Consider the following 23297-nt stretch of genomic DNA (forward strand, 5'->3'; position numbering starts at 1 on the left):
AAATCTTTATTTTATATTTCCTTTTTAGCCGCATTATATAAATCCTGAGGCGATAGCCCCGCTAATTTGTATAGCTCATTTGATTTTCCGGAAGAATTGTAGGATGTGGCGCCTAATTTTCTGAATTTTACGTTAATACCGTTTTCGGCAATAAGGGTTCCTATAGCGGTGCCTACTCCGGTTTTTACGTTATGGTCTTCTATCGTGATTATAAGACCGGTTTTTGCAGCCGACTTTAAATCTTCTACGTCGATGTCGCTAGGACAAGAGATATTGACAAGCGTCGGGTTTATGCCGTCTTTCTTAAGCATTTCAAATCCTTTTAACGCATGAGTAAGCATATTTCCGGTTGATATAATCGTCAAATCGTTTCCTTTCCTCACGGTGTCCATTTTTCCGTATTTGAATTCATAATTTTCGCCAAAAAAGGGCTGGCCCTCTTCATTTAAAATAACCGGAATAACCGACCTTCCCATTATCAAAACAAAATTGCCCTTATGAGAGGCAATGTATCTCACCGCTTTATCCGTTTGATTGGGGTCTGCCGGAATCATGACTTTGAATCCGAATGTAGAATTAATAATACCGAAATAGTCTATGCACTGATGAGTTTTTCCGTCTTCCCCCACGTCTATGCCGCAATGAGTACACACCACTTTCAGGTTCGAATTATTTATGTCGTTTAGCCGTTGCTGGTTGTAAACTTCATCTACTCCAAAAACCCCGAAATCGGCAAAAAACGTGAGTATGCTTTCGGATGATAATGCCCCGGATATCACGGCAGTATTATGTTCCTCTATACCGGATTCAAAAAAATTATCCGAAAATTCTTTTCTAAAAGCGCCGGTCTTGACCGATCCCTCAAGATCGCAATCAAAAACTGCAAAGGGTATATGCTGCGAATCGGTTTTTTTCTCATAATTTTTTGCTATGTCAAAAAGGGCGTTGCCGAACGCGGAGCGGTTGTCTGTGTTTTTATCCCTTGTGTAGATTATATTTCTGTTATCCGGTTCTAAAGCAAAGCGTTTATCGGTTCTTTTATTCAACGATTTTATTGGTTTATTCAGCTTTTTTTCGTTTATGAGTTCATCTATATCGTCTCGTTCGCCGAGTTCGTTTAGGGCTTTTTTACAATCTTCCGTGTTTAAAGTAGAGCCATGATATTTGGCCTGATTTTCCATAAACGAAACGCCCTTGCCCATAATCGTATTTGCGATAATGACGACCGGAGAATTTACAGTATGAGCTTTTTTTACTGCGGAATATATTTCATTAAAGTCATGGCCATCTATTTCTATAGCATGAAATCCGTCGGCTTCGAAATTTCCCTTTATGTTATCCGGCATTACTTCGGATGTTTTGCCGCCTATTTGTAATCCGTTTTTATCTACTATCACGGTTAAATTATTTAATTTATATTTTACCGCAAACCTTCTCGCTTCTCCTATTTGACCCTTTGCCTGTTCCCCATCTCCCATAACGCAGTAAATGTTATAATCAAGTTTATTTAAACGGGAGTTTAATGCAAATCCGCAGGCTGCGGAGAGTCCTTGTCCGAGATTTCCGGTGTTCCATTCTATCCCCGGCACCGATTTTTCCACATGGCCTTCGAATGGAGAGCCCGCCGTCCTAAAGTTCAATACGGCATCTTTTATGTCAAAAAATCCGTAATTTCCGAGGGCGGAGTATACTCCCGGAGTCGTATGCCCGTGGCTTATAACGATCCTATCTCTTTCGGGATTAAAAGGATCGGAGGGATATACGTTGCAAAATCCGTACAAAATAGCATAAATATCGATAGAGGACATAGAGCCCCCGGGATGCCCCGAAGTCGCAAGGGTGGTCATTCTCAATATATCGCCCCGGCATTTTTTAGTAAAACTTTTCAGAAATTCTATTTCTTCTTCCGTAAGACTGTTTCTGTCGAATGTCCTTTTGATATTCATAATATTAATTTCCTCCTGCATTATTATATATTTAATTGTGTTGCAATAACCGAAATGACGGTTATATGTTTCTTGAAATATTTTTGATAGAATCGAGAAGTTTATCATAGGAATTTTCAAAAGATTTTACGCCGTCTTCTTGCAATTTTTCGCCCACTTCATCTAAATCTATTCCTAATTCGGACAGTTCGGCTATTATCTTGTTTGAATTTTCAAGTTCTTGCGATACAGTATCCGGAGATAATTTGCCATGGTCCGCAATATGTTCGATTGTTTCATCGGGGAGCGTGCTTACGGTATTCCTGCCTATTAACGGTTCGACATATTTTAAGTCGTAATATGAAGGGTCTTTCGTACTTGTGCTGGCAAACAAAAGACGTTGCCTGGTAGCACCTTCCGCTTTCAAGGTTGTGAATTCGGCACCGCTAAAAGTTTCTTTATATTTATTAAAAATTATCTTGGAATTAGCAACGGCAGCCTTTCCTCTTAAATTTATGATCTTTTCTTTTTTTGCGGATGAGGCGTCCGTGCCGGTTATTAATTCATTCAGCAGTTTATCTACATACGTATCTACCCTACTGATGAAAATGCTTGCAACCGAGTGAATATCCCTTAAATTCAAGCCGGACTCAAGAGCCTTTTTGAGCCCCCCGATGTATGCATTTGAAACCGCTATATAGTGGTTACGTGAAAACATCAGTGTTGCGTTTACGTTTATGCCCTGGGATATAAGGGCGGAAATAACCTCAAGTCCCTCATTGGTGGCAGGTATTTTTATAAGTACGTTTTTTTCGTCTATGAGAGAAAATATTCTCTGTGCCTCGCTTATTGACGTAGAAACGTTTGTAGCAATATTCGGCGCAACTTCAATGCTGACAAATCCGTCTCGGCCACCGGATTTTTCATAAACCGGTTTAAGAAGAAGGGCTGTAGATTTTATATCATCTCTAGTGATTGCATCGTATATTTGAAAGGGTGTTAAGTTTTTTTGCAAAAGGCTTTTAATTGCTTCGGGATAGCCGCATTTTTCGGAGTTAATAGCTTTTTCGAATATTGAAGGGTTGGATGTTATTCCCGTTATTACGCCATTTTGGATCAATTTTTCAAGCTCGCCCGAATTTATCATACATCTCGAAATATTATCCAACCATGGGCTTTGGCCGTAAAATGTTAATTTTTTGAATTGCCCGCTTTTTGATGCGATAAAATCAATTTTCATTTTTTCGCCTCCCGCAAATTTTTTATTTTCTATTAACTGCAAAATATAGCATTTATCAAAAAATTATATCATAAAAATTGTCTCATTGTAAGTGGACATAAGTAGATTTTCGTGATAGAATTTTCATAATTTAATTGAAAATAACGATAACGCATGTGGCGGAACTAAAGAAATGAGCTATAGAAATTCAAATGTATGGAATGCTTTTTTGAGGATTTACGTGGGCTTGCTTTTTCTTTATGAGGTTCATTTTAAGTTGACCCCGGCTTTTTTTACGAATCTTCGTGGAAAACTATTATTTTTTGCTAATCATGGTCACTTGTGGTTTTATAATACCTTTTTAACTCATTTTGCCGTTCCTAACTCATTTTTGTTTGCCTTATTAATAATTATGGGAGAACTATTCGCCGGCATTTTTTTAACAGCGGGTTTTATTACTAAGGCTGCGGCACTTGTAGGGTTATTTTTGAATTTAAATTACTTATTTGCCATGTACTGGATCAGCCCGTCGGAATTAGGGATTAATCTCACTTTGATTATATGCGAATTGGTTATAATATTTACTGATTCGGGAAAAACGCTGGGTATTGACGCATTGTTTTGAATAAAATAAAGACGAAAAATAAAAATATATTTAAATTTAAGTCAAATTCTGATAAAATATAATAGTTAAAGGCAATATGTTCTTTTAATTTACGGTGGATGTAGCTCAGCCGGTAGAGCCCCGGATTGTGACTCCGGTGGTCGCAGGTTCAAACCCTGTCATCCACCCCATTTAAAGACGCAGTGTTAAGCCTTCTTAGAGATTTTTCTATTGACTGTAATACTTATCAAAATATAAAAATTTCTGCATGAGATATAGGATACATCTCACAAAATCTGGCAATCGGCACTAAAAACTAATTTTATCGGGTTTTTAATTTTATTCTGTCAGTTTGCCTTAATTCGTATTTTATAGCCATCATGCCCTATACCTCATAATTGTTTTTAACTTTACTATCTTATAGAAATTTTAATAAGAAATGACGTGAGGGAACGAATAAATTATTCCTTAGAAACCTGAGATAATTTATTATGCAAAATACACGAATAAACGTAAAAAAAATATTGACAAATAAACGAATATTTTGTTAATATTAAAGTTTCTAAACTTACAACAAGTTTTTTGGTATTATTTTGGATTTTGTAGGCTGGCGTAGCTCAATGGCAGAGCAGCTGATTTGTAATCAGCAGGTTGCGGGTTCGATTCCCATCGCCAGCTCCATAATAAAGGAAAAGCGGAGAGGTGCCCGAGTGGCTAAAGGGAACAGACTGTAAATCTGTCGACGCGAGTCTACGGAGGTTCGAATCCTCCCCTCTCCACCATGATTATGGCTTTATATAGTTTTTAATGCGGGAATAGCTCAGTTGGCTAGAGCGTCAGCCTTCCAAGCTGAGGGTCGCGGGTTCGAATCCCGTTTCCCGCTCCAAATTTTATCAATACGATGCCCATGTGGCTCAGTGGTAGAGCACTTCCTTGGTAAGGAAGAGGTCATCGGTTCGATCCCGATCATGGGCTCCATGTTATGGATTGTTGTATAAAAATATAAAAATGATTAATGTTTATCAGGAGGAGACTAAATGTCCAAAGAGAAATTTGACAGATCGAAGCCTCATATCAATATAGGCACAATCGGTCATGTCGATCATGGCAAAACAACGTTAACCGCCGCCATCACGAAGGTTCTTTCTAAGACGGGACAGGCTACCTTTAAGTCGTACGACCAGATAGACAATGCCCCGGAAGAAAAGGAAAGGGGTATTACGATAGCGACGTCTCATGTGGAATATACGACCAAAAAAAGGCATTATGCCCATGTGGATTGCCCGGGTCATGCCGACTATGTAAAAAATATGATAACCGGTGCCGCACAGATGGACGGAGCCATACTCGTAGTTTCCGCTGCAGACGGACCTATGCCTCAGACCCGCGAGCATATTCTTCTTGCCCGTCAGGTCGGAGTTCCTTATATAGTAGTATTTTTGAACAAAGTCGATATGGTCGACGATCCGGAGCTTTTAGAACTAGTAGAGCTTGAAGTAAGAGAGCTCTTAACCTCCTATAATTTTCCGGGGGATGATATTCCCATAATAAGCGGTTCCGCTCTTAAAGCCCTTGAAGCCGAAGACGATAACGAATGGACGCAGAAGATAATGGATCTCATGAACGCCATCGACGAATACATACCCGTTCCGAAAAGGGATATCGATAAACCCTTTCTTATGCCCGTAGAAGACGTATTTTCTATATCCGGCAGGGGAACGGTTGCTACCGGCAGAGTGGAGAGGGGCATAGCAAAGGTAGGGGATGAAGTGGAGTTAGTCGGAATGCTTTCCGCCACATCCAAGACCGTCATAACCGGTATAGAAATGTTCAGAAAACTCTTAGACGAGGGTCGTGCCGGAGACAATATAGGCGTTCTTTTAAGGGGTAAAAAGCGCGAAGAGATAGAAAGGGGTATGGTTTTAGCCAAACCCGGTTCCATTACTCCGCATAAAAAGTTTAAGGTTGAAGCCTATATATTGACCAAGGAAGAGGGTGGTCGTCACACTCCGTTCTTTAGCGGTTATCGTCCGCAGTTTTATTTTAGGACTACCGATGTTACCGGGGTCTGCACGCTGCCCGAGGGCGTAGAAATGGTAATGCCCGGAGACAACGTCGCAATGTCTGTGCAGCTTATTATTCCGATAGCTGCGGAAAAAGAGCTTAGGTTTGCTATAAGAGAAGGCGGACACACAGTAGGCGCCGGCGTCATAACCGAGGTTGTGGAATAATTCAATAATTAACTAACATGGAAACAAAAGGGGCAATTATATAAATAATGAGAGAAATAATAACATTGGCATGCGGTGAATGCAAACGAAGGAACTATACGACTACTAAAAATAAAAAACTTTCTTCGGAGAAGTTATCTGTGAAAAAATATTGTAGGTTCTGTAGAACTCATACGATTCACAAGGAAACGAAGTAAAAAATGAACTAATCGTAAATTTATAAATAGGCCAGTAGCTCCAACGGCTAGAGCATCGGACTCCAAATCCGAGTGTTGGGGGTTCGAATCCCTCCTGGCCTGCCAACATAACGTATAAGTAATTTAAATTAGGAAAATATTATTTTGGGACACTCAAAAATGAATGGTAATTCTGTTTCCGGGTTCATAAAAAAAACAAAACAATATTTGTACGAAGTAAAAGCGGAACTCGGTAAAATTGTGTGGCCGGAAAAGGATAGGGCGACAAAAACTACATATGTGGTGGTTATTTTTATAATACTTGTCACTACTTTTCTCGGTCTCGTAGATATTCTTTTTTCTAAAATGTTTTCTTATGTATTTCATATTTAATAATTTAATATATTTAATAAACCTAAAATAAACTTAATGGACAATAAAGAAGAACAAGAAAAAATAGATGAAAATCTTAAATCCGGCTTAGACATTACCCCGGATGATCCCATTGATGAAGATTCGGAAGAAATTCCTAAAAAATGGTATGCGGTTCATACATATTCCGGATTTGAGGATAATGTCAAACTTGCGCTTGAAGAAAGGATAGTTACAAGCGGGTCTAAAAAATATTTCGGAGAAATCATCGTTCCTAAGGAGGATGTATTCGAAAAAGGCGCAAAAGGCGGCAAAAAGAAGGTTAAAAGAAAATTCTTCCCCGGTTATATTTTTGTCAAAATGAATGTAAATACGGATTCATGGCATTTGCTCAAGGGAACACCAAAGGTTACAGGATTTGTGGGTAATCAGCTAAATCCCGTTTCGGTCGACGAATCGGAAATGGAAAAGATTGTTGCACAAATAACGGAAGGAGTTAAGAGACCGAAAGCCAAGATAGAATTCTCCAAGGGTGATACCGTTAAAATTACCGAGGGACCGTTTTCCGGTTTCAACGGGGTGATAGGCGATATAAGACCGGATAAAAGCAAGCTTGAAGTTCTTGTTTCCATATTCGGTAGGGCTACACCCGTAGAGTTGGATTTCACGCAGGTTGAGAGAAATTAAATAATAATGGAAATAGGATAAAATAGGGGATAGACATTATGGCGGTAAAAAAAATTCAGGCTATAGTAAAATTACAGATTACGGGTGGAAAAGCCAATCCCGCTCCGCCTGTCGGTCCTGCTTTGGGCCAACGCGGTGTCAATATAATGGAATTTTGTAAGCAGTTCAATGAAAAAACAAAATCTCAAGAAGGGACGATTATACCTGTCGTTCTTACCGTATATACGGATAGGTCATTCGATTTTGTCTTAAAAACACCGCCGGCTTCGGTTTTACTTAAACAAGCTGCGGGAGTAGATAAAGGGTCTAGTCAGCCGAATAAAAATAAAGTTGCCACATTGAACAGATCAAAAATAATGGAGGTTGCAAAGGTTAAAATGCCGGATCTCAACACAGATGAAATTGAGTCGGCTATGAGGATTATAGAAGGGACCGCCAAAAGTATAGGCATAGATATTACTGAATAGAAGATGGGGGGTATAAATATGAAAAAGAGGGGTAAAAAATATATGAATGCAGTGAAAAAGGCGGATGTCGCCAATAAATATTATTCGATAGATGAAGCCTTTGATATTATTATTGATTCTCATCATGTAAAATTTGATGAATGCGTAGATGTTGCAATGAATTTAGGGATCGATGTCAAAAAAAACGACCAACAGGTTAGGGGATCGGTATTGCTTCCCCACGGGACCGGCAAGTCGGTCAAGATTCTTGTTTTTGCAAAGGGCGAAAAAGAGCGCGAGGCATTAAACGCCGGTGCGGATTATGTCGGACAGGAAGATATGATTGCAAAGGTGCAGCAGGGCTTTATGGATTTTAACAGGGTTGTCGCGACTCCGGATATTATGTCTATCGTCGGTAAGCTTGGTAAAATATTGGGACCCAGAGGTTTGATGCCTAACCCCAAAGTGGGAACGGTTACTTTTGACGTCGGCAGGGCGGTAAAGGAGCTAAAAGCGGGTAAGATAGAGTTTAAGGCCGAGAAAAACGGGATTTTGCATGCATCGATAGGTAAGGTTTCTTTCGGTTCTTCTAAGCTTAAGGATAATTTTATAGCCCTGTTGGAAACTATAAACAGATTGAAGCCGTCTTCAAGCAAGGGTATATATGTAAGAAAGGTTTCCATGTCTTCCACAATGGGCTTCGGCGTCGCTTTAGACACGCTTAAGTTGAGGAATAACATGGTATAACAAAAAATATTATATTAAGTAAATTTAATATTGTCTATGACGGCAGGTTTATAAATCCTGTTTAGACGAATAGAGCTTTTTAACGACCCGGATCTGATTTTTTAAATTGCTCTTATTATGCCGTATTGACGTATTAGGAAAAATTTAAAAGAAAGGAGGGGAGATAAAATTGAAAAAAGACAGAAAGAACAAAGAGATTGAATTATTGAAAAATAATCTGGAGAGTAAGCAGAGTATTTTTATCAGCAAATATCAGGGATTAGGCGTTGAAAAATTCAGTCTTTTAAGAAAGGAAATCCGCAATAGCGGGGGTCAGCTCAAGGTATTTAAGAACACGCTGAGCAAGATAGCCTTTAGACAGACGCATCTGGAACCTTTGTCGGAATATCTTAACGAACCTAATTTTATAGTTTTTACCGACGATCCGCTTGCTTGTTCGAAAGTACTTTCTAAGTTTGCGCAGAAAAATCCTGAAAATATTGAAATTAAAGTAGGGTATTATCAAGCCGTTTTAGACAAAACGGCAATTATTGCTCTTGCCGCTTTACCTTTCAAAGATGTTTTAATAGGAAGGTTCATATCTGTCATCAGGTCACCTGAAATTCGCATGGTTTTTGCTTTAAAAATGCCTGTCTTAAGGTTGGTAAGGACTTTGCGTGCAGTAGAAGATGCTAAAAAAACGGCTGTCTAAATTCAAATTAATTAATTTTAAACGTTTGTAATATTATATCGGAGGAAAAATAATGGCTATAAGTAAAGATGATGTTCTAAACTATATTGAAAATGTTTCCGTAATAGAATTAAACGATCTTGTTAAATTAATAGAAGAAAAATTTGATGTTAAGGCAGATCAGTTTGCCGCGGCGGCGCCCGCGGGAGGAGTTTCTGCAGCTGTTGCTCCGCAGGTTGAGGAAAAAACCGAATTTGATGTCATTCTTTCCGGTGCAGGTGCAAATAAAATTCAAACCATTAAAGTTGTAAGAGAGCTTACGAGTTTGGGATTGAAGGAAGCAAAAGACTTAGTTGACAGTGCCCCTAAGGCGGTAAAGACCGGCATTAGCAAAGAAGATGCCCAAAAGATTAAAGCAAAGCTTGAAGAAGTCGGCGCCGGCGTCGAAATTAAATAAAAAAAATATCATATTTAAGTAAGAAATGCGGGAGTTGAAAGCTAAATGGCAAAAGCAAAATTAGAATTAAATTTAGAAGATAACATGCCCATAATCATAAGGAAAGATTTTTCCAAAATTAAGCAGGTTATTAATATTCCGAATCTTTTGGAAGTTCAGATGAGATCATACAAGAGGTTCTTGCAAAAAGGCTTGCCTCGAGATAAAAGGCTCAATAACGGACTTGAAGGGGTATTTAAATCTGTTTTTCCGATAGAGGGTGCAGGCAAAAATTTTTCTTTGGAATTTAAGGGTTATACCATCGGCGAACCAAAATACAGCATGTTTGAATGTAAGCAAAAAAGTCTTACATACAGCGCGTCGCTTAAGGTTCTTTTCGACCTTATCACATTTGAACCCAATATTGATATGGATGAAAAAGATTCACAAAGAGATATAAAAGATATAAAAGAACAAGAAATATATTTCGGCGAAATTCCGTTAATGACCCCGAACGGTTCTTTTATTATAAATGGCATAGAAAGAGTTATCGTGAATCAGTTGCAAAGGTCCCCCGGAGTTTTTTACGACAATGACAAGGTAAGAAGCCACGCTCAGGGTAAGCCTTTTTACACGGCCAGAATTATACCGTATAGAGGGTCATGGCTCGACTTTGAATTTGACCAGAGAGATATGGTTTTCGTTAGAATAGATAGAAAAAGGAAATTTCCGGTTACTATACTGCTTAAAGCTGCAGGGTATTCCAGGGATGATATTCTTGAAAGTTTTTATAAGACGGAAGTGTTTAAAATCGAGGACAGAAAATATTTTCGGAAAATTCCCAAAGATTTTCTCGTCTTTACGAGGGCATACAGGGACATCGTAAATCCTGAAACCAATGAAGTTTTGGTTAAAAAAAACAAGAGGATTACAAAGCATCTTGCGAGCAAACTTGAGGATGCCGGAATAGAATTTTTATCATGTGACGAGTCGAATATTATAGGAAAATATCTTAAAACGGATGTGCTTAGTTATGACGGCAAAGAGGTCATCGGTAAATCCGTGCAGCCTGTTACGCAGGCTCTTTTAGAGATATTTTATAATTCCGGAGTGAAGGAGTTTTCCGTTTATTTTATAGATAACGTAAACGTTTCTTCATCGATCCTGGAAACGATTTTGGCGGACAAGGTTAACACTAAAGAAGAGGCTATTATAGATATATACAAAAGGATGAGACCGGGTGAGCCGCCTAATCCCGCTTCTGCAGAATCCCACTTCGAAAATATGTTTTTTAACTCTGAAAGGTACGACTTATCCGAAGTAGGCAGGCTTAAAATAAACAATAAATTAAACTTGAATAAAAGTCTTGAAGACAGAGTATTATCTCCGGACGATATCCTAAGTGTTTTACAATATTTGATGGAACTTAAAGACGGAAGAGGTTCGATAGACGATATTGATCACCTTGGCAACAGAAGAGTCAAATCCGTCGGAGAGCTTTTGGAAAATCAGTTCAGAATCGGACTCGTGAGGATGGAAAGGGCTATAAAAGAAAGAATGACCACACAAAAATTGGATTCATTAATGCCCAATGATTTAGTCAATCCTAAGCCGGTAAATTCCCTGATAAAGGAGTTTTTTGGGAGAAGCCAGTTATCGCAGTTTATGGATCAGACTAATCCCCTTTCCGAAGTTACACATAAAAGACGTCTTTCCGCTCTTGGACCGGGAGGTCTTACAAGAGAAAGAGCCGGGTTTGAAGTGAGAGACGTTCATCCTACTCATTACGGTAGGATATGTCCGATAGAGACGCCGGAAGGTCCGAATATCGGTCTTATTTCCTCTCTAGCTTCTTATGCAAGGGTTAGTGAATATGGTTTCATAGAGACACCATACAGAAGGGTTAAGATGAACGAAGGCGGTGCTATAGTGACGAACGAAGTTGATTTTTTAACCGCCATGGAAGAAGAAAAGTATGTAATAGCTCAGGCTAATGCGGAAATAGATAAAAACGGCTATATTAAATATAAGTTGATTCCGGTGAGGAGAAGCGGAGAAATGGTAATGGCTTATCCGGACGAAGTGAACTATATAGACGTCTCTCCGATGCAGTTAGTATCTATTGCTACCTCGTTGATTCCTTTTTTGGAAAACGATGATGCAAATCGTGCCCTTATGGGATCCAACATGCAAAGGCAGGCAGTGCCTTTATTAATGCCGGATCCGCCTCTTATAGGCACCGGCATAGAAAGGATTACGGCTAAAGATTCCGGCGTTTGCATTTCAGCAACTCAAGCCGGAGTTGTAACCTATGTCGATTCCGCTAAAATCGTTATTACTTCCGATTTAGATGCCGAAAACGACGTAAAGGCAGGCGCCCTTACTGAGTGTTTTTATGATCTTATTAAATTTCAAAGGTCTAATCAAAATACATGTTTAAATCAGAGACCGTTAGTAAAAACGGGTCAAAAAGTTGTTGCCGGTCAAGTCATAGCGGATGGGGCATCTACAAAAGACGGGGAATTGGCCCTTGGACATAACGTTATGGTCGCATTTATGCCGTGGAACGGTTATAACTTTGAGGATTCCATACTGATAAGCGAAAGATTATTACACGAGGATGCGTTTACGTCTATTCATATAGAAGAGTTTGAAGCGGCATGCAGGGAAACAAAATCTGGCAAGGAGGAAATTACCGCTGATATTCCCAATATAAGCGAGGATGCATTAAAGAATCTTGACGAGAACGGGATTATCAGAATAGGTGCCGAGGTTCATGCGCAAGATATATTAATAGGAAAAGTTACGCCGAAAGGGGAAACGGTTCTTACTCCGGAAGAGAAACTTTTAAGGGCGATATTCGGAGAGAAGGCCAAAGAGGTAAAGGATACATCCTTGAGGGTGCCTCCCGGTGTTTCCGGCGTTGTCGTCGATATAAGAATTTTTTCAAGGAAAGGCATAGAAAAAGATTTCAGGGAAAAGGAGATAGAGGATGGCGAGGTAACTAATCTCATTAGGGAGTCGGAGGATAAGCAGCGGACCATTCTCAATAATGCGCTTAAAAAAATAAGACATCTGATAGTAAATAAAAAATGTGGAGCAAATGTAACTTTATCTTCCGGGCATAAACCCGTTTACATTAAAAAGGGCGATGTACTGAACGATAATATCGTTTCTAAGCTTAACAGAGACGACATATTTAGTATAGAGTTAGAAGGAAATACCAAAAGTATATACGACAAGTTGAAAAAAATAGACGACGAATCGATGGAAGATGCCGATTTGATGAAGTCCTATTATGAGGATAGAGTGGATAGGATACAGAGGGGCGACGAACTCCCCCCCGGTGTTCTTAAGACTATAAAGGTTTATATAGCTATTAAAAGAAGACTGTCAGTTGGGGATAAAATGGCGGGCAGACACGGCAACAAAGGCGTCGTATCCAGAATACTTCCGGTCAACGATATGCCGTTTATGCAAGACGGAAGAATAGTCGATATGGTACTGAATCCCCTCGGTGTTCCGTCCAGAATGAATGTCGGCCAGGTACTCGAAGTGCATTTAGGCTGGGCAGCACATAATATGGGTGTCCAAATAAGTAAGATTATGGAAGAAAATTTTGGTAGCAAAGCGATGAGGAAAAAACTGCTTGAAATATTTAACGAGCCTACTATAGTTAAATTTATTAATAAATTAAACGACGACGAGGTTATAGAATTTGCAAAGAAGTACAAGAAGGGTGTTTATATGTCAACGCCTGTTTTTGACGGAGCAAAAGAGAATGATATAAAAAATTGTCTTAAAATGTCGGGTGTAGAGGAAACCGGTCAGGTTACGCTTTATGACGGAAGAACGGGTGAACCCTTTGATAGAAAAGTTACCGTTGGGATAATGTATATGCTTAAACTTCATCATTTAGTCGATGATAAAATACACGCAAGGTCAACCGGCCCGTATTCGCTGGTAACTCAGCAGCCGTTAGGCGGTAAGGCGCAATTTGGAGGACAGAGGCTCGGAGAAATGGAAGTGTGGGCAATGGAAGCTTATGGAGCGGCACATACCCTTCAGGAATTTCTTACCGTTAAATCGGATGATTCCATTGGAAGGACAAGGATGTACGAATCTATCGTAAAAGGGGATACCACATTTAAAGTCGGTTTGCCGGAGTCGTTTAACGTCCTCATTAAAGAATTACAAAGTCTTTGCCTTAACGTAGAACTGTTAAAGGAGGGAGAGAATGCTGTTTGATAAAAATATATTTAGCAAGGATAAAGATATAGACGATAAATCTACCGTTAGTTTGAGCAACATTTCGGAAAACGAAAAAAAGTTGCCTACCGTTGCGGAAGAAAATGAACCGAATTTTAAAAAATTATTTAAGGGTATGAATAAGGGTGATTTTTTTACCAACGATAGAGAAGATACAAGAGACTCGCTCGGTTTTAGTTCCATAAAATTAGGAATAGCATCTCCTGATGTAATCAGAAAATGGTCTCATGGTGAGGTTAAGAAGCCGGAAACTATTAATTATAGAACGTTAAAACCTGAAAGAGGCGGGCTTTTTTGCGCTAGGATTTTTGGACCTATTAAGGATTACGAATGTAACTGTGGAAAATATAAAAGAATGAAGCATCGCGGCATAGTATGTGAAAAATGCGGCGTTGAAGTCATTTCGTCCAAGGTAAGGAGAGAGCGGCTTGGACATATCGAGCTTGCTTCGCCGGTGGCACACATATGGTTTTTTAAAAGCCTTCCGTCAAGAATAGGAAGTATTCTTAATATGACCCTTAAGGATATCGAAAGGATTTTATATTTTGAAGCCTATGTCATTATAGAGCCGGGAGACGCATCAAAAATAGGCCTAAAATATAAGGATTTATTAAGCGAAGAAAATTATCAAAAAATTCAAAAAGAAGGGTATGATTTTAAGGCAGGAATCGGTGCCGAGGCGTTGAAAGAATTGCTTAAGGGTATTGACGTGGAGTCGTTGTCTAAAAGTCTTAAGGAAAGTATAGTGAGTTTGCCTAACGGCATTAAAAAGAAAAAATTAGCGAAGCAACTGAAATTGATAGAGGCATTTAGGACATCTGGAAATAGGCCGGAGTGGATGATATTAGACGTTATTCCGGTAATTCCGCCGGATTTGCGCCCTTTGGTTCCGCTTGAGGGGGGCAGATTTGCCAGTTCGGATCTAAACGATTTATACAGAAGGGTTATAAATAGAAATAATAGATTAAAAAAGCTCATGGAACTTTCTGCTCCAGAAATAATAATTAAAAATGAAAAGAGAATGCTCCAGGAAGCAGTCGATGCACTATTCGATAACGGCAGACGCGGACGCGTCATAATGGGTTCGAATAAGAGACCGCTTAAATCTTTAAGCGATATGTTAAAGGGTAAAACAGGTAGATTTAGGCTTAACCTGCTGGGGAAAAGAGTGGATTATTCCGGAAGGTCGGTTATAGTTGTCGGTCCGGAATTAAAACTGCACCAGTGCGGTTTACCGAAGAAAATGGCCATAGAACTTTTTAAGCCCTTTATATTTAATAAATTATTACAAAGAGGCATAACGGATACCCTTAAGACTACAAAAAAGCTGGTCGACAGGGAGGCTCCGGAAGTTTTTGACGTTTTAGAGGATGTAATCAAGGAGCATCCAATTATGTTAAATAGGGCACCTACGTTGCATAGACTTGGAATTCAGGCGTTTGAGCCTATATTAGTCGAGGGAAAAGCCATACATCTGCATCCATTGGTATGCGCCGCATTTAATGCCGATTTTGACGGAGATCAAATGGCGGTGCATCTTCCGCTTTCCATAGAGGCACAGGTAGAAGCGAGGGTACTTATGATGGCGACCAATAATATACTTTCCCCCGCAAGCGGTAAACCTATCATAGTTCCGTCTCAGGATATAGTGCTTGGTTTGTACTATATGACCAGAGAAGTGCCCTTTGTCGAAGGGGAGGATAAGATATTTTCGGATCCTGATGAGGTTAAGTATGCTTACGATAACAGACGTGCAAGTTTGCATGCTCGTATTAAAGTCAGGATTAACGGTAAAATCGAGACGACGACGGTTGGAAGGGTTATTCTTTATGAAATAATACCCGATGAGATAGATTTTGCTCTTATAAATACTGTAATGTCGAAAAAGGAGATTACAAACTTAATAGATTATGCTTTTAGAATTTGCGGTCCCAAAAAGACTGTTATACTTGCGGATAAGTTAAAAACTATCGGTTACGAATATTCTACCAAATCAGGCATATCCATCTGCATAAGCGATATGGAGGTACCTGCCGAGAAAGGTGAGATTATTAAGGAAGCAACGGAAAGGATTGAAGAAATAGAGAATAACTATAAGGAAGGGCTGATAACGAACGGCGAAAGATACAACAAGGTTGTTGATACATGGGCGAACGTAACCGATGAGATAAGTAAGGTCATGATGAATAAATTAGGGGAGCAGGAATATTTAGACAGTAAAACGAATAAGACATTACGCGGAAAAAGTCTTAATTCTATTTTTATCATGGCGGATTCCGGTTCAAGGGGATCTGAAACGCAAATAAGACAGCTTGCCGGAATGAGAGGGCTGATGGCTAAGCCTTCCGGCGAAATTATTGAAACGCCCATAATAGCAAATTTTAGAGAAGGACTGACGGTTTTGCAGTATTTCATATCTACTCACGGAGCGAGAAAAGGGCTGGCGGATACCGCCCTAAAAACAGCTAACTCCGGATATTTGACGAGAAGATTAGTGGATGTTTCGCAAGATAATATTATAACCGAAGAAGATTGTAATACAATGGACGGAATAACAGTCTCAACCTTAGTGGAAAGCGGAGAAACAATAGAGCCTATTGAAGAGAGAATATTAGGCAGGGTCGCTTTGGATGATATAGTCGACCCATTTTCCGGAAAACTAATCGTCAAGGCTAACGAGGAAATTCAAGAATCTCATTTGGTTAACATAGAAAATGCATATATAGAAAGCGTTAAAATAAGGTCGGTATTGACTTGTAAGGCTAAAAGCGGTGTTTGCGTTAAATGCTATGGGAGAGACCTGGCCAGAGGGCATTTGGTTAATATAGGCGAAGCTATCGGAGTTATGGCGGCACAGTCTATAGGAGAGCCGGGGACTCAGCTCACTATGAGAACGTTTCATGTTGGAGGTACAGCATCAAGAAGAACGGAGCAGACAAGCATAGAAAATAAATACGACGGTATCGTTAAGTTTCAAAACCTTAACGTTATTAAAGATAGAGAAGGCGAATATATAGTAATGAATAAAAACGGCACTATAATTATAGCAGATGAATCGGGGAGAGAGTTAGAAAAAATCCAACTCGCATATGGTTCTAAAATTAAAGTCGAACCGGAAAAAGCGATTAAAAAGAATACGCTTTTAGCCGATTGGGATTCATATATCAACCCTATAATTTCCGATATATCCGGTAAAGTTAAATTTGACGATATAAGGGAAAATGAAACAATGCAGGAGCAGGTTGACGAAACATCGGGTTTATCAAGAAAGGTGATTATCGAGTCGAGAGATCAGACCTTAAAGCCTAAGATTATTATTAGATCTAAAAGTCAAGAAAAATCATATCTTATGCCGATGGGCGCGCATTTGTCCGTTCAAGACGGAGATGAGGTTTATGCGGGAGATATAGTGGCCAAGATTCCAAGGGAGACTACAAAAACTAAGGATATTACCGGCGGTTTGCCTAAGGTAGTCGAACTTTTTGAAGCGAGAAAGCCTAAAGAATGCGCAGTGATTACCGAAATAAACGGAATAGTATCGTTCGGACGGGATTTTAAAGGCAAGAGGCGTGTTATTATAACACCTCCGCATGGAGAACCGAGGGAATATTTTATTCCCAAAGGTAAACTTGTCAGTGTTCACGAAGGGGATTACGTAAACGCCGGAGAACCGTTGATGGATGGGTCTCCTAACCCTCATGATATATTAAAAGTTCTCGGAGAGAAAGAACTTGCTAAATTCTTGGTCGATGAAATACAAGAGGTTTATAGGCTTCAGGGTGTTAAGATCAATGATAAGCATATAGAGGTCATAGTTAAACAAATGCTTAAAAACGTTAGGATTAAAAATTCCGGCGATTCTAAGTTTTTTGAAGATGAGATTATAGATAAAAACATATTTGATGCAGAGAATGAACGGATAATAAGAAACGGAGAAACTCCAGCAATTGCCGAACCGGAATTAATGGGTATAACGAAGGCTTCTTTAAGTATGGAAAGTTTTATTTCTGCCGCTTCGTTTCAAGAAACTACAAAGGTTTTAACCGAGGCCGCAATACATTGTAAAATTGATAATTTAAGGGGTCTTAAAGAAAATGTAATTATGGGAAGGTTGATACCTGCGGGTACGGGTTTCAAGAAGTATTCGCATTTAGAGAGTGAAATATTATAAAAAGATGTTGACAAAAAATATATTAAACATTATAATTTAAAATTCCACTAACTAATTTATTAAAGTTGTTTTAGGATAAAATAAAGTATAATTCGTTTTTGTTAAGTATAAAGGAGAAATTGTGCCGACCATAAATCAGCTAGTTAGACATGCAAGGAAGAAGGTTATAAAAAAGACGTCCTCTCCGGCATTGAAGGGTTCGCCTCAAAAAAGAGGTGTCTGCCTCAGGGTTTACACTACTACCCCTAAAAAACCTAACTCTGCTCTTAGAAAGGTTGCAAGGGTTAAGTTAACCAACGGTATGGAAGTAACTTCATATATTCCCGGGGAAGGGCATAATTTGCAGGAGCATTCTGTTGTGTTGATAAGGGGCGGAAGGGTAAAGGATTTGCCTGGTGTCAGGTATCATATAATAAGAGGCGCACTTGATTGCGTCGGCGTCAACGGAAGAAAGCAGAGCAGGTCTAAGTACGGCGCTAAAAGACCTAAATAGGTCATATTAAGTATAAAAAGATAAGGAGCGAAAATTGTCACGTAGAAAAAGGGCAGTTAAGAGGGTCGTAGAAGGTGATTTTAAGTTTAATGACAAGGTTGTGCAGAAGTTCGTAAATAAACTTATGTACGATGGGAAGAAAAGTACAAGTGAAAGAATATTTTATAAATCTCTTGATATAATCCATGAAAAAACCGAAGATGACGGATTTAAGGTTTTTAAACAAGCAATTGAAAACGTGAAACCGGTTTTAGAGGTAAAAGCCAGAAGGATAGGTGGTTCAAACTATCAGGTGCCTGCTGAGGTTAGAAGCGATAGAAGGTTATATCTGGCAATAAGATGGATTATCGGCTATGCAAGGTCAAGAAAAGAAAAGTCTATGGAAGAAAACTTAGCGTTTGAGATAATGGATGCGGCGAATAACAAAGGCAGTTCTGTTAAAAAGAAAGAGGACACGTTTAGAATGGCTGAAGCCAATAAGGTTTTCGCTCATTTTAGATGGTAACGGGAGCTCAGATGGCGGATAAAATATCCTTAGAAAAAACAAGAAATATAGGCATTATGGCACATATCGATGCCGGTAAAACTACGACTACGGAGAGAATTCTGTATTACACCGGCGTTAACTATAAGATCGGTGAGGTCCATGAAGGAACGGCTACGATGGATTGGATGGAACAGGAGCAGGAAAGAGGGATAACTATTACTTCGGCTGCCACGACATGTTTCTGGAAAGACAATAAGATAAATATAATAGATACTCCGGGACATGTTGATTTCACGGTTGAGGTTGAAAGGTCTTTGAGGGTTTTGGATGGTACGGTTGCCGTTTTTGACGGGGTCTCCGGGGTTGAATCTCAGTCGGAAACCGTTTGGAGGCAGGCAGATAAGTACAAAGTGCCTCGGATATGTTTTGTTAATAAAATGGACAGAACCGGAGCTGATTTTTATAGATGTGTGGATATGATAAAAACGAGGCTTAATGCAACGCCTGTTATTATGCAAATTCCTTTGGGATCGGAAGATAATTTTAAAGGTATAATCGATATTGTTGCAATGAAGGCTTATTTATATAAAGACGAGACTCTCGGTGCGGAATATGACGTTGTAGATATTCCGGAGGAATACACTGCAGATTCAAAAAAATATCATGATGAATTTGTCGAAAAAGCATGCGATTTTAATGATAGCTTGATGGAAAGTTATTTGACCGGTGAAGACATAGATATAAAGTTGGCTAAAGATGTTATTAGAAAGGCTACGTTAGAGTTTAAAGTCGTTCCGGTATTTTGCGGATCGGCCTTTAAAAATAAGGGAGTGCAAATGTTGTTAGATGCGATAATAGACTATTTGCCGTCACCTGTCGACGTTCCGCCGGTTATCGGCATAAATCCTGAGACGGAAAAGGAAGAGATTAGGAATGCATCGGATGATGAGCCGTTTTCGGCACTGGCGTTTAAGATTGCGTCGGATCCTTATACCGGTCAGCTTACATATATCAGGGTCTACTCTGGAGTTCTCACGTCCGGTTCATATGTTTATAATTCTTCGAAGGATTCCAAGGAAAGAATCGGAAGACTTTTAAGGATGCATGCAAATAAAAAGGAAGAAGTGAAAGAGGTTCATGCGGGAGATATTGCCGCCGCCGTCGGATTGAAAAATACGACTACCGGAGACACCCTTTGTGATGAATCCAAAGCTATCATTCTTGAGTCTATGGAATTTCCAAATCCGGTTATTTCGGTTGCAATAGAACCCAGAACTAAAGCCGATCAGGAAAAGTTAGGTCTATCGCTTCAAAAGCTTACCGTAGAAGATCCGTCTTTTAAAGTAAAAACAGATTTGGAGACGGGACAAACCATAATTTCAGGAATGGGAGAACTTCATCTTGAAATCATAGTTGATAGGTTGACACGAGAATTTAAAGTTGATGCAGATATCGGAAGGCCGCAGGTTGCATATAAGGAAACTATTAACAAAAAAGTTAAATCTGAAGGTAAGTTTATCAAGCAATCGGGTGGAAGGGGGCAGTACGGTCATGTATGGCTTGAAATAGAACCCCTTGAAAAGGGTGGAGGTTATGAATTCGTAAATAAGATTAAGGGCGGAGTAATTCCGACCGAATATGTGCCTGCCGTAAATAAAGGTATTACGGAAGCTTTAACGAACGGCGTCTTGGCGGGTTATCCCATAGTCGATATTAAGGCTACGGTATTTGACGGGTCTTTTCATGAGGTGGATTCTTCGGAGATGGCGTTTAAAATTGCCGCCTCAATGGCATTTAAAGACGGTATAAAAAAGGCATCCCCTGCTCTTCTTGAGCCTATAATGAAGGTGGAAGTTTTAGTTCCGGAAGAATTTATGGGTGATATTATAGGAGATTTAAATTCAAGAAGGGGAAAAATTGTTAATTTAGAGTCTCGAAGCGGGGTACAGGTTATAAATTCAGATGTTCCTTTAGCTCAAATGTTCGGTTATTCCACCGATTTAAGGTCAAAAACGCAGGGTAGGGCCAATTACACAATGGAGTTTCTCAAATACGAACAGGTGCCCAAGGTTATATCCGATGAGATCGTTGCTAAATCACAGGGTAAGTAAATAGTTATTATCAGGAGGAGACTAAATGTCCAAAGAGAAATTTGACAGATCGAAGCCTCATATCAATATAGGCACAATCGGTCATGTCGATCATGGCAAAACAACGTTAACCGCCGCCATCACGAAGGTTCTTTCTAAGACGGGACAGGCTACCTTTAAGTCGTACGACCAGATAGACAATGCCCCGGAAGAAAAGGAAAGGGGTATTACGATAGCGACGTCTCATGTGGAATATACGACCAAAAAAAGGCATTATGCCCATGTGGATTGCCCGGGTCATGCCGACTATGTAAAAAATATGATAACCGGTGCCGCACAGATGGACGGAGCCATACTCGTAGTTTCCGCTGCAGACGGACCTATGCCTCAGACCCGCGAGCATATTCTTCTTGCCCGTCAGGTCGGAGTTCCTTATATAGTAGTATTTTTGAACAAAGTCGATATGGTCGACGATCCGGAGCTTTTAGAACTAGTAGAGCTTGAAGTAAGAGAGCTCTTAACCTCCTATAATTTTCCGGGGGATGATATTCCCATAATAAGCGGTTCCGCTCTTAAAGCCCTTGAAGCCGAAGACGATAACGAATGGACGCAGAAGATAATGGATCTCATGAACGCCATCGACGAATACATACCCGTTCCGAAAAGGGATATCGATAAACCCTTTCTTATGCCCGTAGAAGACGTATTTTCTATATCCGGCAGGGGAACGGTTGCTACCGGCAGAGTGGAGAGGGGCATAGCAAAGGTAGGGGATGAAGTGGAGTTAGTCGGAATGCTTTCCGCCACATCCAAGACCGTCATAACCGGTATAGAAATGTTCAGAAAACTCTTAGACGAGGGTCGTGCCGGAGACAATATAGGCGTTCTTTTAAGGGGTAAAAAGCGCGAAGAGATAGAAAGGGGTATGGTTTTAGCCAAACCCGGTTCCATTACTCCGCATAAAAAGTTTAAGGTTGAAGCCTATATATTGACCAAGGAAGAGGGTGGTCGTCACACTCCGTTCTTTAGCGGTTATCGTCCGCAGTTTTATTTTAGGACTACCGATGTTACCGGGGTCTGCACGCTGCCCGAGGGCGTAGAAATGGTAATGCCCGGAGACAACGTCGCAATGTCTGTGCAGCTTATTATTCCGATAGCTGCGGAAAAAGAGCTTAGGTTTGCTATAAGAGAAGGCGGACACACAGTAGGCGCCGGCGTCATAACCGAGGTTGTGGAATAATTCAATAATTAACTAACATGGAAACAAAAGGGGCAATATAAATTAAGATGGAAATTCAAAAAACAAGAATCAGACTTAAAGCATACGATCATAAACTGTTGGATCAGGCGGTTGCCGAAATTGTAGAGACGGCAAAGCTGACGGGTTCTAAAATCAGCGGACCTATACCCTTACCTACTAAAATTAATAAATATTGCGTTTTACGTTCTCCACATGTCGATAAAAAATCGAGGGAAGAGTTCGAGATGAGGACGCATAAAAGAATTATCGATTTGCTGGAGCCGAATCAAGCCACCATGGATGCATTGACGAAATTAGATTTATCTTCGGGTATTGATGTCGATATTAAGCAGATTTAATTGAGGGCTGGAGTTTTAATTATGATAAAAGCGTTAATTGGAAAAAAAATCGGAATGACTCAGATATTTAATCAGGAAGGCATGATAGTGCCGGTTACTGTTATTAAAGCGGGACCGTGTACCGTCGTCAGAAAAAAAATTAAACAGACCGACGGATATAATGCAGTGCAGGTCGGCTTTGGAGAGGCTAAGTCGTTTCGTCTAAAAAAGCCTGTTCTCGGTCAGTTTACGAAAAGCGGCATATCACCGTTGAAGATATTGAAAGAATTTAGGAGTTCGGAATCGGACGATTTAAAAGTCGGCGACACAATGGATGTTTCAATGTTTAATGACGTAAAATCAGTATCTATTAGCGGGGTTACAAAAGGAAAGGGTTTTCAGGGCGTTGTTAAAAGATGGGGTTTTGCCGGCGGTAAAGATACACATGGTTCCCGGTTTCATAGGGCACCGGGTTCAATAGGGCAATCGTCTTTTCCGTCTAAGGTGTTTAAGGGCATGAAAATGGCGGGTCATATGGGTACGGATAAATGTACCGTTTTAAATTTGAAGGTAGTAAAGGTGGATTCCGATGAGAATCTTTTATATGTCAAGGGTGCCGTTCCGGGTGCTAACAACGGTATAATATATGTATATGCGGCAGATAAATCGGGAAGAAAATTAAATAAATAATTTAAA

General features: G+C 39.8%; 18 protein-coding genes, 6 tRNA genes and 1 pseudogene. 23 read left to right on the plus strand and 2 right to left on the minus strand.

Features of this window, described 5'->3' with window-relative positions:
* Positions 1-11: 11 nt before the first annotated feature.
* Both ACMCNP_RS05510 and tal read right to left on the minus strand, forming a co-directional pair.
* Positions 12-1946 (minus strand): transketolase, encoded by a 1935-nt coding sequence (locus ACMCNP_RS05510; protein WP_419314918.1) that lies wholly within the window; start codon positions 1944-1946, stop codon positions 12-14.
* Positions 1947-2007: 61 nt separating this feature from the next.
* Entirely contained in the window at positions 2008-3165 is a 1158-nt protein-coding gene (tal, locus tag ACMCNP_RS05515) for a transaldolase (protein ID WP_419314921.1), read from the minus strand.
* A gap of 172 nt (positions 3166-3337) precedes the next feature.
* Here tal and ACMCNP_RS05520 point away from each other — a divergent pair, with 172 nt between their 5' ends.
* From ACMCNP_RS05520 to rplC, 23 genes and pseudogenes are all read left to right on the plus strand, one after another.
* Complete coding sequence (locus ACMCNP_RS05520; RefSeq protein ID WP_419314923.1) at positions 3338-3769, plus strand: TQO small subunit DoxD; 432 nt, start codon at positions 3338-3340, stop codon at positions 3767-3769.
* A gap of 94 nt (positions 3770-3863) precedes the next feature.
* Positions 3864-3939: transfer RNA gene (locus ACMCNP_RS05525), tRNA-His, on the plus strand.
* A gap of 415 nt (positions 3940-4354) precedes the next feature.
* Positions 4355-4429, plus strand: a tRNA-Thr gene (locus ACMCNP_RS05530).
* 15 nt (positions 4430-4444) lie between these two features.
* A tRNA-Tyr gene (locus ACMCNP_RS05535) sits at positions 4445-4530 on the plus strand.
* A 27-nt stretch (positions 4531-4557) separates the two neighbouring features.
* Positions 4558-4634, plus strand: a tRNA-Gly gene (locus ACMCNP_RS05540).
* Between the two features lie 17 nt (positions 4635-4651).
* Positions 4652-4726: transfer RNA gene (locus tag ACMCNP_RS05545), tRNA-Thr, on the plus strand.
* Between the two features lie 59 nt (positions 4727-4785).
* Positions 4786-5979 carry an elongation factor Tu gene (tuf, locus tag ACMCNP_RS05550; protein ID WP_419314926.1) on the plus strand — a complete coding sequence of 398 codons (1194 nt, stop codon included), beginning with the start codon at positions 4786-4788 and terminating at the stop codon, positions 5977-5979.
* 47 nt (positions 5980-6026) lie between these two features.
* Positions 6027-6176 (plus strand): 50S ribosomal protein L33, encoded by a 150-nt coding sequence (gene rpmG, locus ACMCNP_RS05555; RefSeq protein ID WP_419314929.1) that lies wholly within the window; start codon positions 6027-6029, stop codon positions 6174-6176.
* A 28-nt stretch (positions 6177-6204) separates the two neighbouring features.
* A tRNA-Trp gene (locus ACMCNP_RS05560) sits at positions 6205-6281 on the plus strand.
* 54 nt (positions 6282-6335) lie between these two features.
* Positions 6336-6548, plus strand: coding sequence for a preprotein translocase subunit SecE (gene secE / locus ACMCNP_RS05565; protein ID WP_419314932.1), 213 nt, complete (start codon positions 6336-6338; stop codon positions 6546-6548).
* A 132-nt stretch (positions 6549-6680) separates the two neighbouring features.
* On the plus strand, positions 6681-7214 hold the full coding sequence (gene nusG / locus ACMCNP_RS05570; protein WP_419315902.1) for a transcription termination/antitermination protein NusG: 534 nt from the start codon (positions 6681-6683) through the stop codon (positions 7212-7214).
* A gap of 38 nt (positions 7215-7252) precedes the next feature.
* Positions 7253-7681 (plus strand): 50S ribosomal protein L11, encoded by a 429-nt coding sequence (gene rplK, locus ACMCNP_RS05575; RefSeq protein WP_419314934.1) that lies wholly within the window; start codon positions 7253-7255, stop codon positions 7679-7681.
* Between the two features lie 18 nt (positions 7682-7699).
* Positions 7700-8407 carry a 50S ribosomal protein L1 gene (rplA, locus tag ACMCNP_RS05580; RefSeq protein WP_419314937.1) on the plus strand — a complete coding sequence of 236 codons (708 nt, stop codon included), beginning with the start codon at positions 7700-7702 and terminating at the stop codon, positions 8405-8407.
* Positions 8408-8576: 169 nt separating this feature from the next.
* The gene (rplJ, locus tag ACMCNP_RS05585; RefSeq protein ID WP_419314939.1) at positions 8577-9098 is read left to right on the plus strand and encodes a 50S ribosomal protein L10; all 522 of its coding nucleotides are present in this window, start codon (positions 8577-8579) and stop codon (positions 9096-9098) included.
* A 52-nt stretch (positions 9099-9150) separates the two neighbouring features.
* Positions 9151-9534, plus strand: coding sequence for a 50S ribosomal protein L7/L12 (rplL, locus tag ACMCNP_RS05590; protein ID WP_419314942.1), 384 nt, complete (start codon positions 9151-9153; stop codon positions 9532-9534).
* Between the two features lie 84 nt (positions 9535-9618).
* Positions 9619-13761 (plus strand): DNA-directed RNA polymerase subunit beta, encoded by a 4143-nt coding sequence (rpoB, locus tag ACMCNP_RS05595; RefSeq protein ID WP_419315905.1) that lies wholly within the window; start codon positions 9619-9621, stop codon positions 13759-13761.
* 136 nt (positions 13762-13897) lie between these two features.
* Positions 13898-17938 (plus strand): annotated as a pseudogene (gene rpoC, locus ACMCNP_RS05600) (DNA-directed RNA polymerase subunit beta'); the annotation flags it as partial.
* A 136-nt stretch (positions 17939-18074) separates the two neighbouring features.
* Complete coding sequence (gene rpsL / locus ACMCNP_RS05605; RefSeq protein WP_419314945.1) at positions 18075-18446, plus strand: 30S ribosomal protein S12; 372 nt, start codon at positions 18075-18077, stop codon at positions 18444-18446.
* A 34-nt stretch (positions 18447-18480) separates the two neighbouring features.
* A complete protein-coding gene (gene rpsG, locus ACMCNP_RS05610) occupies positions 18481-18951 on the plus strand; it encodes a 30S ribosomal protein S7 (protein WP_419314948.1) in 471 nt (156 codons plus the stop codon).
* 11 nt (positions 18952-18962) lie between these two features.
* Positions 18963-21044, plus strand: a complete 2082-nt coding sequence (gene fusA, locus ACMCNP_RS05615) for an elongation factor G (RefSeq protein WP_419314950.1) — start codon at positions 18963-18965, stop codon at positions 21042-21044.
* A gap of 25 nt (positions 21045-21069) precedes the next feature.
* Entirely contained in the window at positions 21070-22263 is a 1194-nt protein-coding gene (gene tuf, locus ACMCNP_RS05620) for an elongation factor Tu (protein WP_419314926.1), read from the plus strand.
* A 47-nt stretch (positions 22264-22310) separates the two neighbouring features.
* Positions 22311-22622 carry a 30S ribosomal protein S10 gene (gene rpsJ, locus ACMCNP_RS05625; protein WP_419314954.1) on the plus strand — a complete coding sequence of 104 codons (312 nt, stop codon included), beginning with the start codon at positions 22311-22313 and terminating at the stop codon, positions 22620-22622.
* 21 nt (positions 22623-22643) lie between these two features.
* Positions 22644-23291 (plus strand): 50S ribosomal protein L3, encoded by a 648-nt coding sequence (rplC, locus tag ACMCNP_RS05630; protein ID WP_419314958.1) that lies wholly within the window; start codon positions 22644-22646, stop codon positions 23289-23291.
* The last annotated feature ends 6 nt before the right edge of the window (positions 23292-23297 follow it).

The sequence above is a fragment of the Candidatus Acidulodesulfobacterium sp. H_13 genome (genome assembly GCF_048541835.1).
GTDB lineage: Bacteria > SZUA-79 > SZUA-79 > Acidulodesulfobacterales > Acidulodesulfobacteraceae > QIJE01.